The organism is Leisingera sp. SA32 (assembly GCF_056033425.1).
The window spans coordinates 474,375-488,064 of record NZ_JBVYHB010000001.1 but is presented as its reverse complement, the minus strand read 5'-3'; the positions used below and the strand labels follow the sequence as shown (position 1 = coordinate 488,064).

Genomic DNA, 13,690 nt, shown 5'->3' with positions numbered 1-13,690 from the left:
GGTCCGCCGCGTTCAGGCCAATGCGTGAAAATGCTCCGCCAGCACCTGCATCAGCCGCGCATGCGGGATCGGACCATAGCTGGCCCGCGCCACACCCACCTGCCGCGCAGTCGCCAGCGTGACACCGCGCATCATCGCGTTGACGGGCAGCGCGCAGGCCGCGCAAACCTCCGCCAAAAGATCCGGGTCACTCAGCCCCGGCACAAAGAACCCGCTGGCCCCGGCCTCGGCATAGGCCGCGCCGCGCTCCAGTGCCTCGGTCAGCAGACCGGCATGTCTGGTGGCATCCTTCTCTCGCAAGAACACGTCCGTGCGCGCGTTGACAAACATATCGGGATCAGCCGCCCGCACCGCCGCCACCCGCCGGGCCTGCTCTTCGATGGGATAAAGATCACCGGTGCCGACCACCTGATCCTCAAAGTTCAGCCCCACCGCGCCGGTTTCGACCAGCTGCCGCACATTGGCGGTCACCTGCTCAGGCGCGCGGGCATAGCCGCCCTCGAAATCGATGGTCACCGGCAGGTCACTGACGGCGATGATACGGCGGGCATTGTCCAGGGCAAACGCAAGTGGCACCTGCTCGCCATCGGCAAAGCCCTGCGCCCTGGCCACCGGATAGCTGCCGGTCGCCAGGGCCACGGCCCCCGCCTCGGCAATGGCACGCGCACTGCCCGCATCCCAGATGTTGTATAACACCACCGGATTGCCCGGCTGGTGCAGCGCCGCAAAATCAGCGGCGCGGTCGGCATATGTCATGCGGAGATCCTCTGCCTGTAATCCGTTTCAATTTCGATCAGTCGCTGCTTGCGCCACAACCCGCCGCCATAGCCCGTCAGCGCGCCATCTGCCGACAGCACCCGGTGGCAGGGCACCACCAGCGCCAGCTGGTTGCTGCCATTGGCCCGCGCCACCGCCCGCGTGGCCGAGGCGCGGCCCATGTCGGCGGCGATCTGCGAATAGCTGCGTGTCTCGCCCGCCGGGATGGTCAGCAGATACCGCCAGACCTCGCGCTCGAACGCGGTGCCGTGCAGCGCCAGCGGGGTCTGAAACGCCGCGCCCTCCCCGGCAAAGTAGCGGTGCAGTTCCTCGGCGATCTGCTGCGTCGGCGGCGGGCGGCCAAAGCCAAGGCCACCGGGCTGCGCCCTTTGCAGCCGGGCCACCTCGCGCGGCAACGCCTTGCGGTCGGCAAATTCCAGCAGGTGCAGCTGGTGCTGGCAGCTGATCGCGATCATCGCCCCCAAGGGCGTGTCGATCCAATCCGCCAGCAACAGCGCCTCCTTGCAAAACGTGCCCGGCGCAATTCCGACCAGCTTGGCAAAGGCCGCGCGAAAGGCGCTGGCGCTCTCGAAACCCGCATCAATCTGCGCGGCGATCACCGGCTCCCCCGCTTTCAGCGTGGTAAACCCTTCGCGCAGGCGGCGTTGGCGCGCCATCTCCAGAAACGTCATGCCAAAATGCCGCTTGAAGGCCCGCCGCACGGTGGACACATCCAGCCCCAGCCGCACCAGGTCGCCCTCCCCCCAGCGATAGCTGGGCCGCGCCTCCAGCCGCGCCAGCAGATCCTGCACCATCGGATCCGCCCCGGCCGCCGCCGCCAGCGGCGTGCAGCGTTTGCAGGCGCGAAACCCGGCCTCGATGCAGGCGCCGGGGGTGGCGTGGAACTGGCAGTTTTCAAACTTGGGCTTGCGCGCCGGGCAGGTCAGTCGGCAGAAAATGCCGGTCGAGGTCACACCCACATAGGCGCGGCCCTCGTAAGTGTCATCCCGGTCAAGCAGCGCTTGGTACAGGGTCTGGGAATCAGGCAGGTCAAACATCATGGGCAAAGCATAGAGCAGCACCGCCGGGCTGTGCGCCGAAGATCGGGCGTTGATTGTCAAAATCCCGCCAGCTGCAACGGGGTGTCGAGGCCAGCGGCGTGATTCCGGGGTGGGTGTTGCGCCGCCAGCGCACGGCTGCTTCACGCAATCCTCATCCGCCTGTGCCAGAGTGCTTGCCGATCGATCACCAGCCATGGCCCCACGGCCATGATACCAGGCGCAGGCGAACTGTGAGGCCGCCCGCGCATCACCCGGAGACCGGCCCCGATAAAAAGGGGGTCGCACAGGCCGACCTGTCCGAGCACCCCCTGCGGGGGGCTGCCCAAACTCCACCCGGCGGCGCCGCCACCCTTCTCTACCGCGCCCCGACAGAATGATCCGCCCCGGCGCCGTGCCAGCCCGGCAACAGAAGACACGAAAAAGGCCGCCCAACCGGACGGCCCCTTCGTGCTGCAATCGGGCTTTGGGCTTACTGCGGGCCGAGCGCCACCATCCCTTTCAGGATGTCGATGGCATAGGCCAGCTGATAATCCTGCTCGCGCAGCTCCGCCGCCTTCTCTGCCTTTTCGCGTTCCGCTTCGATCTGGCGCACCTCATCCTCGCTCAGCGAATCATTGTTGAGGCTGCCACGCAGGTCGGCTTCGGACCGCGAGCGAAGCGGGCTGTTTTCCTCCTCTTCGCTCGCCGGTTTGCGGCGCGGCTGCGCCACCACGATGTCCGGGCTGACGCCCAGCGCCTGGATCGACCGGCCAGATGGCGTGTAATAGCGCGCCGTGGTCAAGCGCATCGCGCCCTCGCCCTTCAGCGGCATCACCGTCTGGACCGACCCCTTGCCAAAGGACTTGGTGCCCACCACGATGGCGCGGCGATGGTCCTGCAACGCGCCCGCGACGATCTCCGACGCCGAGGCCGAACCGCCGTTGATCAGCACCACGATCGGCTTGCCGTCCGCCAGATCGCCCGGCGTTGCGTTGAAGCGCTCGCCGTCCTCGGGGTCGCGGCCGCGGGTCGAGACGATCTCGCCGGAGTCGAGGAAGGCATCGGCCACCTTGATGGCCTGGGTCAGCAGCCCGCCGGGGTTGTTGCGCAGGTCCAGCACGATGCCGTTCACGTTGTCCATGCCGCCGGCTTCCTCGATCTGCTCCTTCAGCCCGGCCTCGAGGTTGGGGGTGGTCTGGTCGTTGAAAGTGGTGATCCGCATCACCACGGTGTCGCCTTCCGTGCGCCCGCGCACCGCGGTCAGCTTGATGGTGTCGCGGATGATCGACACGTCAAACGGCTCCGCCTCGCCCTCGCGCACCACGGTAATCACGATTTCGGACCCCACCGGGCCGCGCATCATGTTCACGGCCTCGTCCAGCGACAGGCCCAGCACGCTTTCGCCATCCACATGGGTTATGAAGTCACCGGCCTCCATGCCAGCTTCCTCCGCCGGGGTACCGTCGATCGGCGACACAACCTTGACGAAGCCCTCCTCCTGGGTGACCTCAATGCCGAGACCGCCGAATTCACCGCGGGTCTGCACCCGCATACGGTCGGCATCATCCGGCGACAGGTAGCTGGAGTGTGGATCCAGCGAGGTCAGCATGCCGCCGATCGCCGCCTCGATCAGCTCCTTCTCGTCGACCTCTTCCACGTATTGCGCACGGATGCGTTCGAAGATGTCGCCAAACAGGTCCAGCTGCTCATAAACATTTGCCTCGCGCGTGCCTTCCTGCGCCAGCAAGGGGCCCGCGACATAGGTCGTTGCAACGATCCCTGCCAGCGTGCCACCAAGGGCGGCCATCGCAAATTTTCTCATCAAGCCTTCATCCACCTTTTCCAGTGCGGAACCATGTGTCCGGGTCCACCGGGCTGTTGTCCATTCTCACCTCTATATAGAGCGTTTCTGTCCGGTCAGTTCCACCCCCTTCACCGCTAAGTGACAGAATTGCATCCGGCTTGGGATTTTCTCCGCTCATCAACCCCACGGGTGTGCCCTCCGGGATCACCTCCCCCGCCTCGCCAAAGACCTCGGCCAGGCCCGACAGGATAAACAGCGTGTCCGGCTGCGGCTCCAGAATCACCACGTTGCCCAGATCCAGCAGTGGCCCGCGATAGCGGATTGTGGCCGCCGTCGGCGCGGTGACCAGCGCCCGCGGGCGTGCCGCCACCAGCAGGCCGGGCCGGGCAATGCCCGCGGCATCGCGCTGGCCATAGCCGCGCAGCACCAAGCCCTCGACCGGCAGCGGCAGCGTGCCGCGCAGATCGCTGATGTCGGCGCGGCTGGCGGCAATCTCGCCCTCGGCAATATCCGCCAGCCCATCGGCAAAACCCGACAGCGTCTCGGTCGAGGAAATCAGGATCGCGGTGCGCACCGGGTCGGCGGTGAAGCGGCGCGGCAGGCTGGTGCGGTCGGCAATCGCCGTCGACAGCTGCACCCGTGCCGCCTGCACACCGCTCAGGCCTTCCTCCAGCGTGCGGGCCGCGTTCTGCTGCAACAGGCGCAGGCTCTGCACCTCCTCCAGATCCGCCTTCAGCACCTGCGCGCGGGCATGCAGCGCGGGCGTCACCTCGGCCAGCATCATGGCAGAGCGTGCCGCCCCCAACGGCCCGGACGGGTGCACCATCAGCACCGGCGGCGGCGAGGTCTCAATCGTCTGGATGATCCCCAACAGCCCCGAGACCTCATCGCGCCGCGCCGCCAGCTGTGCCGACAGCTGCGCCTCGCGCCGCGCCACCCGGCGCAAGCCGTCGCGCATCGCCGCCAGCCCGGCCTCAAACGCCTGCACGGTCGAGGTCAGCGCCTTTACCCGATCGCGCGAATTCTCCGCCGCCTGCAACTGGACCGAAGCCGCCTCCAGCTGCGCCGCAGCCTCACGCGCCGCCGCTGCCGGATCCGCCGCCAATCGCAGCGGCGCGGCCAGCAAGGCCAGCAGCAAAAGACCCGCGCGAAAGATCATGACAGCAGGCTCTTCCCGGTCATCTCCTCGGGCTGCTCCAGCCCCATCAGCGCCAGGATGGTCGGTGCCAGATCCGCCAGCCGCCCATCGCGCAAGCGCGCGTCCGCAGGCCCGCCCACCAGCGCCACCGGTACCGGATTGAGCGTATGGGCGGTGTGGGCGCCGCCGGTATCCGGGTCCACCATCACCTCGCAATTGCCGTGGTCGGCGGTGACGATCATCGCCCCCCCCGCCTTCTCCAGCGCTTCAACGACCTGCGCCAGCCCCTGGTCCACCGCCTCGCAAGCCTTGATCGCCGCGTCCAGATCGCCGGTGTGGCCGACCATGTCGGGGTTGGCGTAATTGGTCACGATCAGATCATAGCCCGCGCCGATTGCCTCGACGAATTTCTCCGTCACCTCTGGCGCGGACATTTCGGGCTGCAAATCATAGGTCGCCACCTTGGGCGATTTCGGCATATAGCGGTCCTCGCCCGCCTCCGGCTCTTCCTTGCCGCCGTTGAGGAAGAACGTCACATGCGGATATTTCTCCGTCTCGGCCAGTCGGAACTGGCGCTTGCCCTGCTTGGCCACCCAGGCGCCCAACGTGTTGACGATGCGCGCCTTGGGGTAACAGGTGGTCATATAGGCGCTGTGGCCGTCGGAATATTCCACCATGCCCAACAGGCCTGCCAGCTTGGGCCTTGTGCCGGTATCGAACTCGGCAAAGCCCGGCTCGCCGATGGCACGCAGGATCTCCCGCGCCCGGTCGGCGCGGAAGTTGAGACAGAAAAACCCGTCGCCGTCCTTGAGACCGTCATAGCCCTCCAGCACGGTTGCGGCGATGAACTCATCCGTTTCCGACTGGTTATAGGCATGGTCCACCGCCCCATGCGCGCTGGCCGCGCTGCGCCCCTTGGCCTGCACCATCGCGCCATAAGCCTCGGAGACCCGTTCCCACCGGTTGTCGCGGTCCATCGCGTAATAGCGCCCGGTGACGGTGGCGATGCGCGTGCCATCAGGCAGGCCGTCCTCCAGCGCGCTGAAATAGCCATAGGCGGATTTCGGCGCCACGTCGCGGCCATCGGTGATGGCATGCAGCCAGACCGGCACGCCCGCATCGGTGATCGCCTTAACCGCCGCCAGAATATGGGTGACATGCCCATGCACGCCGCCGTCCGAGACCAGCCCCATCAGATGCGCCGCGCCGCCACTGTCCTTCAGCTGCGCGATGAAATCCTGCAACGCGGTGTTCTCAAAAAAGGATCCATCCTCGATCGCCAGGTCGATCTGGCCCAGGTCCATCGCCACCACCCGGCCCGCGCCGATGTTGGTGTGACCAACCTCGGAGTTGCCCATCTGTCCGCTGGGCAGCCCCACGTCCGGGCCATGGGTAATGAGTTTCGCCACAGGCCCCTTGGCCATGATGGCATCAAAGGTCGGCGTTGCCGCCAGATGCGGCGCATTTGCCGCGCCCGGCGCGCCACTGCCCCAGCCATCAAGAATGCACAGGACAACGGGTTTGGGTACGCTCATCAGATCATCTCCGGGACTGGCTAGGTTGCCCATCTTCTAACGCCTCGCCGCGCCGGGGTGAACCGCCATTGCGGCCGCAGATGGCGTTATCGCCCGGCGCGGCCCGCAATATTGCCCCTGCCGCCGGGCTTCATCTTTCCCCAAATACTCATTCCCCGGCCTGCGCCCCCGCGCCGCCGCCCGCGTTCTGCGGCGTCAACAGATGCCGGATCAGCGCCACCGGGTGGGCGCGCAGGCTCAGGCGCATGGCGACGTAATCCTCCACCACCTCCTCGCCCAGACCCATCTGCGGCAGGTTGGCGGCCGGTTCGTCGATCGCCTCGCCGTCCAGCTCGCGGGCAAACAGCGGCAGCGGCTTGCGGGCCGAGATCGCCTTGGCCGCCCACAGGGCGTCGCGCCGGTTCAGCCCCAGGGCGGCAAAGGCATCCGCCTCGGCCAGCCGCTCGATCACCGGTGGTGCCAGCCCCGCCTTGCGCCAGACGTCCTCAACCTCCGTGTAGCCGTTGCCGCGCGCCGCCGTCAGCCAGGCGGCGTCCTCGTCACGCAAGCCCTTGATCTGCCGAAAGCCCAGCCGCAGCGCCAGCCCGCCTTCGCCGTCCGGTTCCATCACGTTGTCCCAGTAGGAATTGTTGATGCAGACCGGCCGAACCGCGACCCCGTGTTCACGCGCATCGCGCACGATCTGCGCGGGCGCATAAAAGCCCATCGGCTGCGCGTTCAACAGCGCACAGGCAAAGATCCCCGGATGGTGGCACTTGATCCAGGCCGACGCATAGACCAGCAGCGCAAAGCTCGCCGCATGGCTTTCGGGAAACCCGTAGGAGCCAAAACCCTCGATCTGGCTGAAACAGCGTTCGGAGAATTCGGCGTCATAGCCGTTCTTTGCCATGCCGCGCAAAAACAGGCTGCGCAATTCGCTGACGCTGCCGTGTTTCTTGAAGGTCGCGAGCGACCGCCGCAGCCGGTCGGCCTGTTCGGGTGTGAAACCGGCACCGACAATGGCGATCTGCATGGCCTGCTCCTGAAACAGGGGCACGCCCAGCGTCTTGCCCAAGACATCGCCCAGCGCGTCGGAGGGGAAATGCACCGGTTCCTCGTTGTTGCGGCGGCGGATATAGGGGTGCACCATGTCGCCCTGGATCGGGCCGGGGCGGATGATGGCGACCTCGATCACCAGGTCATAGAAATTGCGCGGGCGCATTCTGGGCAGAAAGTTCATCTGCGCGCGGCTCTCGACCTGAAAGACGCCGATGCTGTCGGCCCGGCACAGCATGTTGTAGACCGCCGGATCTTCGGGCGGCAGGGTGGCCAGGCTGTAGTCCAGCTGGTGGTGCTGCCGCAGCAGGTCAAACGCCTTGCGGATGCAGGTCAGCATGCCCAGCGACAGCACATCAACCTTGAGAATGCCCAGCGTGTCGATGTCGTCCTTGTCCCAGCAGATGACCGTCCGCCCCTCCATGGTGGCGTTCTCGATCGGCACCAGCTCATCCAGCCGGCCTTCCGTGATGATGAAACCGCCGACATGCTGGGACAGGTGGCGCGGAAAGCCGATGATCTCATCCACCAGTTGCAGGGTCAGCTGCAGGCGGCGGCTGTTCGGGTCCAGCCCGATCTCGCGCAGCCGCTCCGCCGTCACGCTGCCGCTGCTGAAGCTGCCCCACAGCTGCGAGGACATGGCCGAGATCGTGTCCTCCGTCAGCCCCATGGCGCGGCCCACCTCGCGGATGGCGCGTTTGCCGCGGTAGTGGATCACGGTTGCACAGAGGCCGGCACGGTGGCGGCCGTAGCGCTCATAGATCCACTGGATCACCTCCTCGCGCCGTTCGTGTTCGAAGTCGACGTCGATGTCGGGCGGCTCGTCGCGGGCCTCGGAGACGAATCGCTCGAACACCATGGTGCCCAGTTCCGGGCTGACAGAGGTGACGCCGAGGCAGTAGCAGACCACCGAGTTCGCCGCCGAGCCGCGCCCCTGGCACAGGATCCCGCGGGAGCGCGCAAAGGCGACGATGTCGCGCACGGTCAGGAAATAGGGATCGTATTTCAGCTTGGCGATCAGGGCGAGCTCATGCTCCAGCAGGGCGCGCACCCGGTCCGGCGCGCCGCCGGGGTAGCGCCACTGCAACCCCTCCTCGGCCAGCCTGCGCAGCCGTTGCGGCGGCGTCTCGCTCCCGCGGCCCTCGTCCGGGTAGTCATAGCGTAGCTCATCCAGCGAGAAGGTCAGCTGCGCTGCCAGCCGGGCGGCATTGTCCACCGCCTGTTCGTGATCCCGGAACAGGCGGCGCAGCTCTGCCTCCGTGCGCAGGCGCTGCTCCCCGTTGGCCATGGCGGCGGCGCCAAGCGTTTCCACCGTGCGGCGCAGGCGGATGGCGCTGAGCACATCGCCAAGGCGGCGGCGGCGGCCATGGTGCATCCTGGGGGCGGCGCTGGCCAGCAGCGGCAGGTCCAGATGCCGGGCGATCTCCGCCAGCTGTGCAAAGCGCGCCCGGTCGCCGCCATCGTAGGCCGGTGCCACCATGAGGTGCATGCGGCCAGCAAAGCGGCGCGTCAGCGCGGCCATGCGCGGCCCCCATCCGTCCGCGCCGCAGGGCGTCTGTTCCGTTTGCGGCACCAGCAGCAGGTGCAGCCCGTCGGCAAACTCCATCAGGTCCGACAGATGCAGCGTGCAGCTGCCCTTCTCTGCCCTCAGCCGCCCGGTGGAGAGCAGTCGGCACAGGTTGCCCCAACCTGCACGGTTCTGCGGCAGGGCAATCACCTGCGGCGCGTCGGTGAACGTCAGCCGCGCCGCCGGAATCAGCCGCACGGTTTCATATACCGGAAAGGAAGCGGGAGGTGGTATATCTGCGGGGCGCGGCGGGCCGATGGGCGTATTGTGCGCGTCCCAGGCCTGCCGCTCTGCCACCCGGCGGGCGATGTCGCGGCATTCCGCATGCGCCCGCACGATGCCCGCCACCGAGTTTTCATCCGCGATCGCCACCGCGCTGATCCCCAGCTCCAGCGCGCGCACGGCGTATTCCTCCGGGTGCGAGGCCCCGGTGAGGAAGGTGAAATTCGAAAGGCAGGCAAACTCGGCAAACATGGGGCCCATGATATTCCCGTTTTGTTCCCATGTGGAGTCCTGTCAGCATGCGATGCCGCGCCGCGCGCCAGCGCGGCGCCCGGCCCAACCGGCCAAAGGGCATATCCTATGCCCGCAGGGCGGGCGGGAGCACCGCCGCCACCTGCCGCCACCGTCTGACATTCAGACTGAAGGCGCAGGCAGCGGTGGTCTCCGGACAGGCGTGACGCGTCTCAGGCGCGAAGAACGGAAACGACGCCACGACGGCCCGACTGGCGCGATGGCGCAGTGGCCCCTGTCCCGAACGTCCGCGATGGAACGACCGTGTGTGCGTGCGGCAGATCGGACAGCCCAGCGCACGCCCGCCGACTTAAGGACCACAGGCACCCACAGCGGCAACCGTTCCGCGCATTATCCGGCCGCGCCGGTCAAGTCTTCAGCAAGCATCAGCGCGTTGCCATCCGGATCATAGAAGGTTGCGGTCTTGACCATGCCTTCGACCACATCCGTTTCGCCATCAAATCGCACTTTGGCCTGCTCCAGCGCCTGCCGCGCGCTGTCCAGATCAGCGACACCGAACACCGGCACGCAATTGCCGGGCGCAGGCTTGGTATGCTCGCCCAGTCCAAGAGAGACGCCGGGGGTGTTCGTGCGCAGCTCTGACCAGCCGGCATCGTCAGCATGATACAGCAGCTCAAATCCCAACATGTCCTGGTACCACGTCGCGCTTGCGTGGCGATCCGTGACGGACAGGGCGAGGGTGATCGTTTTATCGACTGAAATAAGGGACATGGGCTTTCCTTAAGTTATAAAATATAGTAACTATACTTTATGTACATTACGGCCTTTGTCAACATCACTTCAAAAGCCTGGTCGCTGCCCATCCTGTCAGCCCTGCACGACGGTGTTCCGGGGCGACAGGCGCCGCTTCTGGCTGCGACCGGCGCCAGCAGGACCGCCTTTGCGCAGAGCATGGAGCATCTCATCTCCCTCGGGTTGCTGGAAAGAAATCCCGGCCATGGCCATCCGCTGCGCCCGGAGTTCCGGCTCACGCCGAATGGCATGGTCGCCGCCGACATCGCCAGCAAGATCCACGATGTAACCAGAGAGGAGGATCAGCAGCTGCTGCGCCGGTCGTGGACGTTGCCGGTTCTGGCGGCGCTGCACGCGCCACGTCATTTCAGTGAACTCAAGCGGACCCTGCAAACGATAACCGATCGCGCCTTGTCGCAATCGCTGAAGGGTATGGAGGCGAGAAACTGGGTGCGCCGCGGCATTGATGACACCGCCCGCCCACCGAGACCCCTGTATTGCTCCGTGAACACAGGCGGGCTGATAAGCCAGGTCACCGCGTCCAAAATTACCTTCACCTAATGACAGCGCGAGGCCGGACAGCGTGCCGGTGACCGGGCGCCACCCTGCGCCGCGGTTGGGGCCACAACCTCAGACTGATTTCGTCAGCGACAGGAACACATCCTCCAGGTCGGCTTCCTCGGTCTTGACATCGCGGATCGAAATCCCTGCGGCACGCACGGCCGCCAGAACGTCCTCGGCGCTGGTGGCCTGGCTGCGATAGCGCAGAACCACGGCGCCGTCGTCGCGCAAGGTGGCCTCGATCCCCGCCCCCTGCGGCAGCTGGTCCACCGGGGCGGCGGGCTGCACCACCATCGCCTTGGCATCCAGCCGCCCCAGCAGGCTGGCGGTGGAATCCCGCGCCACCACCGCGCCCTGGTTGATGATGGCGATCTCGTCGCACATCTCCTCGGCCTCTTCCAGGTAATGGGTGGTGAGGATGATGGTCATGCCTTGCGCGTTCAGCTTGCGGATGTTTTCCCACAGCATCTGGCGCAGCTCGATGTCGACGCCCGCCGTCGGCTCATCCAGCACCAGCACCGAGGGACGATGCACCAGCGCCTTGCCCAGCAAGAGCCGCCGCCGCATGCCGCCGGACAGGGTGCGGGCATAGGCTTCGGCCTTGTCCGTGAGGCCGATCATCGCCAGGATCTCGTCGCTGTGGCGCTGGGACTTGGGCACACCGTAAAGCCCCGCCTGCACCTCCAGCGCGCCGCGTGGGGTGAAGAAGGGGTCGAGGTTGAGCTCCTGCGGCATGACCCCGATGGCAGCCCGGCTCTGGCGCGGATTGGTGTCCTGGTCAAAGCCCCAGATCGACACCTGCCCGGCCGTCTTGCGCACCAGCCCTGCGAGGATGTTGATAAGGGTGGATTTGCCCGCCCCGTTTGGCCCCAGAAGGCCAAAGACAGAACCGCGCGGGATGTCGAGGTCGATGCCCTTCAGCGCCTCCTTGGCGGGGCTGTTCTTCTGAGCCGCATAGACCTTGCGCAGACCCCGGACTTCAATCGCCGCCGTGTTCATTCCCATCGCTCCCGTGACAAACCGCTGCGGCGCACCGCCGCTGACGGGAGACGGGATACCCTGCATCGACGGTGGCGGAAACCGGGAAATCAACCGGCGCGGCCCGGCACTGACCCTCATCCTGCCGACGGCGGGTGCCATCGGTTTCCCCAAACGGGTCGCGGATCAGCAGCTGCCGGGTCGGATACAGCATGTCGAACCCGGCCATGTCGAACGTGTTGTCGACCCGCGGTACGTGCCGGTCCGTGTCTCCGGGGCCGGTCTCCCCGGGAACTGTGTCTTCGGGTTGCATGCGCATCGCCCTGACCAGACCGGGCTTTCGGCAAGGAACGGCGCGGGTTCGCGCCCGGTCAAGCGCCGCCGCGGCCTCTTGCCCGGCTGCGGCCCCGCCGCTATGGTTTGCCGAAACGCGTGCCACAGCGGCGCGCTAAGCCAGTGAGACGTAGCCAGATATGACCATCGCACCGCCCGAAACGCGCATCGTTACCACAACCCGCGTCGCCTGTGACGGCGGCGAAGGTGCCCTGGGGCACCCGCGGGTCTACCTGCTGATCCCCGAGGATCAGGGATGGGTTGAATGCCCCTATTGCGACTGCAAGTTCATCCGCGCCGACGCGCAGGAAGAGGCGGCCAAGGCGGCGCAGTGATCTGGTCGCCGCACCTGTGCTGCCACTGCGCAAGCGGGTGCTGATGGCGCAGTTGCTGATCGTATACCACAGCCGCACCGGTGGCAGCCGCCAGATGGCGGAGGCCGCGCACGAGGCCGCGCGCGGCGAGCTGCCCACCGTGCTGAAACGGGCCGAGGACACCGCGCCGCAGGATCTGCTGGCGGCGGATGGCTATATCTTCTGCGGGCCGGAAAACCTGGCAGCCTTGTCCGGTCCGATGAAGGACTTCTTCGACCGCTGTTATTACCCGGTGCTGGGGCAGCTGAACGGGCGGCCCTATGCGCAGATGGTCTGCGCCGGATCGGACGGCGAAAGCGCCGCCCGGCAATGCGCCCGCATCGCCAAGGGCTGGCGGCTGAAGGTGGTGCAGGATCCGCTGATCATCTGCACCCATGCGCAGACGCCGGAAGACATCCTGGCAGAAAAGGCAATCCCAGAGGCGGAGCTTCAGGCCTGCCGCGATCTGGGGCAGGCCCTGGGGGCGGGGCTGGCGATGGGGGCGTTCTGACCGACGACTGCCAGCCAGCCTGTGGCGGTCTTACAGCTCCACCCGGACCTCGTGCATCCACAGTTTCGGTGGCCGCGACAGCATGAAGACCACCACATCCGCCAGATCCTCCGGCTCTGTGAAGATATGGTTGGGCACCTCCTCGCCCGCCTTGGCGAACATGGCCGTGTTGGTGCCGCTCTGATAAAGACCCGCGACGCGGACGCCGGTTTCGGCCTCGTCCTGCTTCAGCACATCGGTAAACCCGCGCACGCCGTATTTGGTGGCCGTGTAGACCGACTGACCCGCCTGGGCGATGACGCCCGACTTGGAGGCGACGTTGAGAATAGCCGCCTCGTCGCGGGTGCGCAGCGTCGGCAGCAGGTGGCGGGTCAGCTGCATCAGCCCCGTCAAGTTGGTCTGCACGGTGGCCATCAGCATGTCCTCAGAGATGCTGTCGAGCGGCCCGGCCTTGTGCCAGATCCCCGCGTTGTTGATGAGGATATCGACGCCGCCGAAGTCTGCCAGCACCGCCTTTGCCGCAGACGCGATCGCCGCCGGGTCGGTCATGTCGGCGCCATAGCTGCGCACCTGCGATGCGCCCAGGCAGCGCGCCTCGTCGGCCACCTTGGCCAGCCGCTCGGCGTTGCGGCCCAGAATCGCCAGGTTGCAGCCTTCGGCGGCCAGTTTCAGGCAGATGTGCCTGCCGATGCCATCGCTGCCACCAGTGACAATGACCGTTTTTCCGTTGAGCTGCATGGGCGCGATCCCGCTGTGATGTGAAGACAGGCCGCAGGACTAGCACAAGGGATCACGCGCTGGAACATGCGACGC

13 protein-coding genes are annotated in these 13,690 nt (G+C 66.6%); 3 read left to right on the top strand and 10 right to left on the bottom strand.

Going from position 1 to position 13,690, the window contains the following annotated elements; all coding sequences use genetic code 11:
* Window positions 1–12: 12 nt before the first annotated feature.
* The 7 genes from AC0IPL_RS02330 to AC0IPL_RS02300 form a co-directional block, all read right to left on the bottom strand.
* Window positions 13–756, bottom strand: coding sequence for an isocitrate lyase/PEP mutase family protein (locus AC0IPL_RS02330; RefSeq protein ID WP_474271822.1), 744 nt, complete (start codon window positions 754–756; stop codon window positions 13–15).
* Window positions 753–1,817, bottom strand: a complete 1,065-nt coding sequence (locus tag AC0IPL_RS02325; RefSeq protein ID WP_474271974.1) for a bifunctional transcriptional activator/DNA repair enzyme AdaA — start codon at window positions 1,815–1,817, stop codon at window positions 753–755. Before AC0IPL_RS02325 ends, AC0IPL_RS02330 begins: the two co-directional genes overlap by 4 nt.
* Window positions 1,818–2,286: 469 nt before the next feature.
* The gene (locus tag AC0IPL_RS02320) at window positions 2,287–3,618 is read right to left on the bottom strand and encodes a S41 family peptidase (protein WP_474271820.1); all 1,332 of its coding nucleotides are present in this window, start codon (window positions 3,616–3,618) and stop codon (window positions 2,287–2,289) included.
* A 7-nt stretch (window positions 3,619–3,625) separates the two neighbouring features.
* Window positions 3,626–4,759 carry a murein hydrolase activator EnvC family protein gene (locus AC0IPL_RS02315; protein WP_474271818.1) on the bottom strand — a complete coding sequence of 378 codons (1,134 nt, stop codon included), beginning with the start codon at window positions 4,757–4,759 and terminating at the stop codon, window positions 3,626–3,628.
* Window positions 4,756–6,273: a 2,3-bisphosphoglycerate-independent phosphoglycerate mutase gene (gpmI, locus tag AC0IPL_RS02310; protein ID WP_474271816.1), complete on the bottom strand. Its 1,518-nt coding sequence runs from the start codon at window positions 6,271–6,273 to the stop codon at window positions 4,756–4,758. The genes AC0IPL_RS02315 and gpmI overlap by 4 nt, the downstream gene beginning before the upstream one ends.
* Before the next feature lie 148 nt (window positions 6,274–6,421).
* The gene (locus tag AC0IPL_RS02305) at window positions 6,422–9,349 is read right to left on the bottom strand and encodes an error-prone DNA polymerase (RefSeq protein ID WP_474271973.1); all 2,928 of its coding nucleotides are present in this window, start codon (window positions 9,347–9,349) and stop codon (window positions 6,422–6,424) included.
* A gap of 390 nt (window positions 9,350–9,739) precedes the next feature.
* Window positions 9,740–10,120 (bottom strand): VOC family protein, encoded by a 381-nt coding sequence (locus AC0IPL_RS02300; RefSeq protein WP_474271813.1) that lies wholly within the window; start codon window positions 10,118–10,120, stop codon window positions 9,740–9,742.
* A gap of 39 nt (window positions 10,121–10,159) precedes the next feature.
* On the opposite strand from AC0IPL_RS02300, the gene AC0IPL_RS02295 reads away from it, so the two are divergent.
* The gene (locus tag AC0IPL_RS02295) at window positions 10,160–10,702 is read left to right on the top strand and encodes a winged helix-turn-helix transcriptional regulator (protein WP_474271811.1); all 543 of its coding nucleotides are present in this window, start codon (window positions 10,160–10,162) and stop codon (window positions 10,700–10,702) included.
* A gap of 69 nt (window positions 10,703–10,771) precedes the next feature.
* On the opposite strand, the gene AC0IPL_RS02290 is transcribed toward AC0IPL_RS02295, so the two are convergent.
* Both AC0IPL_RS02290 and AC0IPL_RS02285 read right to left on the bottom strand, forming a co-directional pair.
* Window positions 10,772–11,701: an ABC transporter ATP-binding protein gene (locus AC0IPL_RS02290; RefSeq protein WP_474271810.1), complete on the bottom strand. Its 930-nt coding sequence runs from the start codon at window positions 11,699–11,701 to the stop codon at window positions 10,772–10,774.
* Window positions 11,682–11,993, bottom strand: coding sequence for a hypothetical protein (locus tag AC0IPL_RS02285; protein ID WP_474271808.1), 312 nt, complete (start codon window positions 11,991–11,993; stop codon window positions 11,682–11,684). The genes AC0IPL_RS02290 and AC0IPL_RS02285 overlap by 20 nt, the downstream gene beginning before the upstream one ends.
* A gap of 160 nt (window positions 11,994–12,153) precedes the next feature.
* Between AC0IPL_RS02285 and AC0IPL_RS02280 the strand changes: the two genes are divergently transcribed.
* Complete coding sequence (locus AC0IPL_RS02280) at window positions 12,154–12,348, top strand: zinc-finger domain-containing protein (RefSeq protein WP_474271807.1); 195 nt, start codon at window positions 12,154–12,156, stop codon at window positions 12,346–12,348.
* Between the two features lie 43 nt (window positions 12,349–12,391).
* Window positions 12,392–12,877, top strand: a complete 486-nt coding sequence (locus AC0IPL_RS02275) for a flavodoxin family protein (RefSeq protein WP_474271971.1) — start codon at window positions 12,392–12,394, stop codon at window positions 12,875–12,877.
* Window positions 12,878–12,907: 30 nt separating this feature from the next.
* On the opposite strand, the gene AC0IPL_RS02270 is transcribed toward AC0IPL_RS02275, so the two are convergent.
* Window positions 12,908–13,615: an SDR family oxidoreductase gene (locus tag AC0IPL_RS02270; RefSeq protein WP_474271806.1), complete on the bottom strand. Its 708-nt coding sequence runs from the start codon at window positions 13,613–13,615 to the stop codon at window positions 12,908–12,910.
* Between the last annotated feature and the right edge of the window lie 75 nt (window positions 13,616–13,690).

Coding starts and splice junctions, on each gene's coding strand:
- AC0IPL_RS02325 (WP_474271974.1), bottom strand. CDS start 1,817: ATGATGTTTGACCTGCCTGATTCCCAGACCCTGTACCAAGCGCTGCTT.
- AC0IPL_RS02280 (WP_474271807.1), top strand. CDS start 12,154: ATGACCATCGCACCGCCCGAAACGCGCATCGTTACCACAACCCGCGTC.
- AC0IPL_RS02290 (WP_474271810.1), bottom strand. CDS start 11,701: ATGAACACGGCGGCGATTGAAGTCCGGGGTCTGCGCAAGGTCTATGCG.
- AC0IPL_RS02320 (WP_474271820.1), bottom strand. CDS start 3,618: ATGAGAAAATTTGCGATGGCCGCCCTTGGTGGCACGCTGGCAGGGATC.
- AC0IPL_RS02295 (WP_474271811.1), top strand. CDS start 10,160: ATGTACATTACGGCCTTTGTCAACATCACTTCAAAAGCCTGGTCGCTG.
- AC0IPL_RS02275 (WP_474271971.1), top strand. CDS start 12,392: ATGGCGCAGTTGCTGATCGTATACCACAGCCGCACCGGTGGCAGCCGC.
- AC0IPL_RS02285 (WP_474271808.1), bottom strand. CDS start 11,993: ATGCAACCCGAAGACACAGTTCCCGGGGAGACCGGCCCCGGAGACACG.
- gpmI (WP_474271816.1), bottom strand. CDS start 6,273: ATGAGCGTACCCAAACCCGTTGTCCTGTGCATTCTTGATGGCTGGGGC.
- AC0IPL_RS02270 (WP_474271806.1), bottom strand. CDS start 13,615: ATGCAGCTCAACGGAAAAACGGTCATTGTCACTGGTGGCAGCGATGGC.
- AC0IPL_RS02330 (WP_474271822.1), bottom strand. CDS start 756: ATGACATATGCCGACCGCGCCGCTGATTTTGCGGCGCTGCACCAGCCG.
- AC0IPL_RS02305 (WP_474271973.1), bottom strand. CDS start 9,349: ATGTTTGCCGAGTTTGCCTGCCTTTCGAATTTCACCTTCCTCACCGGG.
- AC0IPL_RS02300 (WP_474271813.1), bottom strand. CDS start 10,120: ATGTCCCTTATTTCAGTCGATAAAACGATCACCCTCGCCCTGTCCGTC.
- AC0IPL_RS02315 (WP_474271818.1), bottom strand. CDS start 4,759: ATGATCTTTCGCGCGGGTCTTTTGCTGCTGGCCTTGCTGGCCGCGCCG.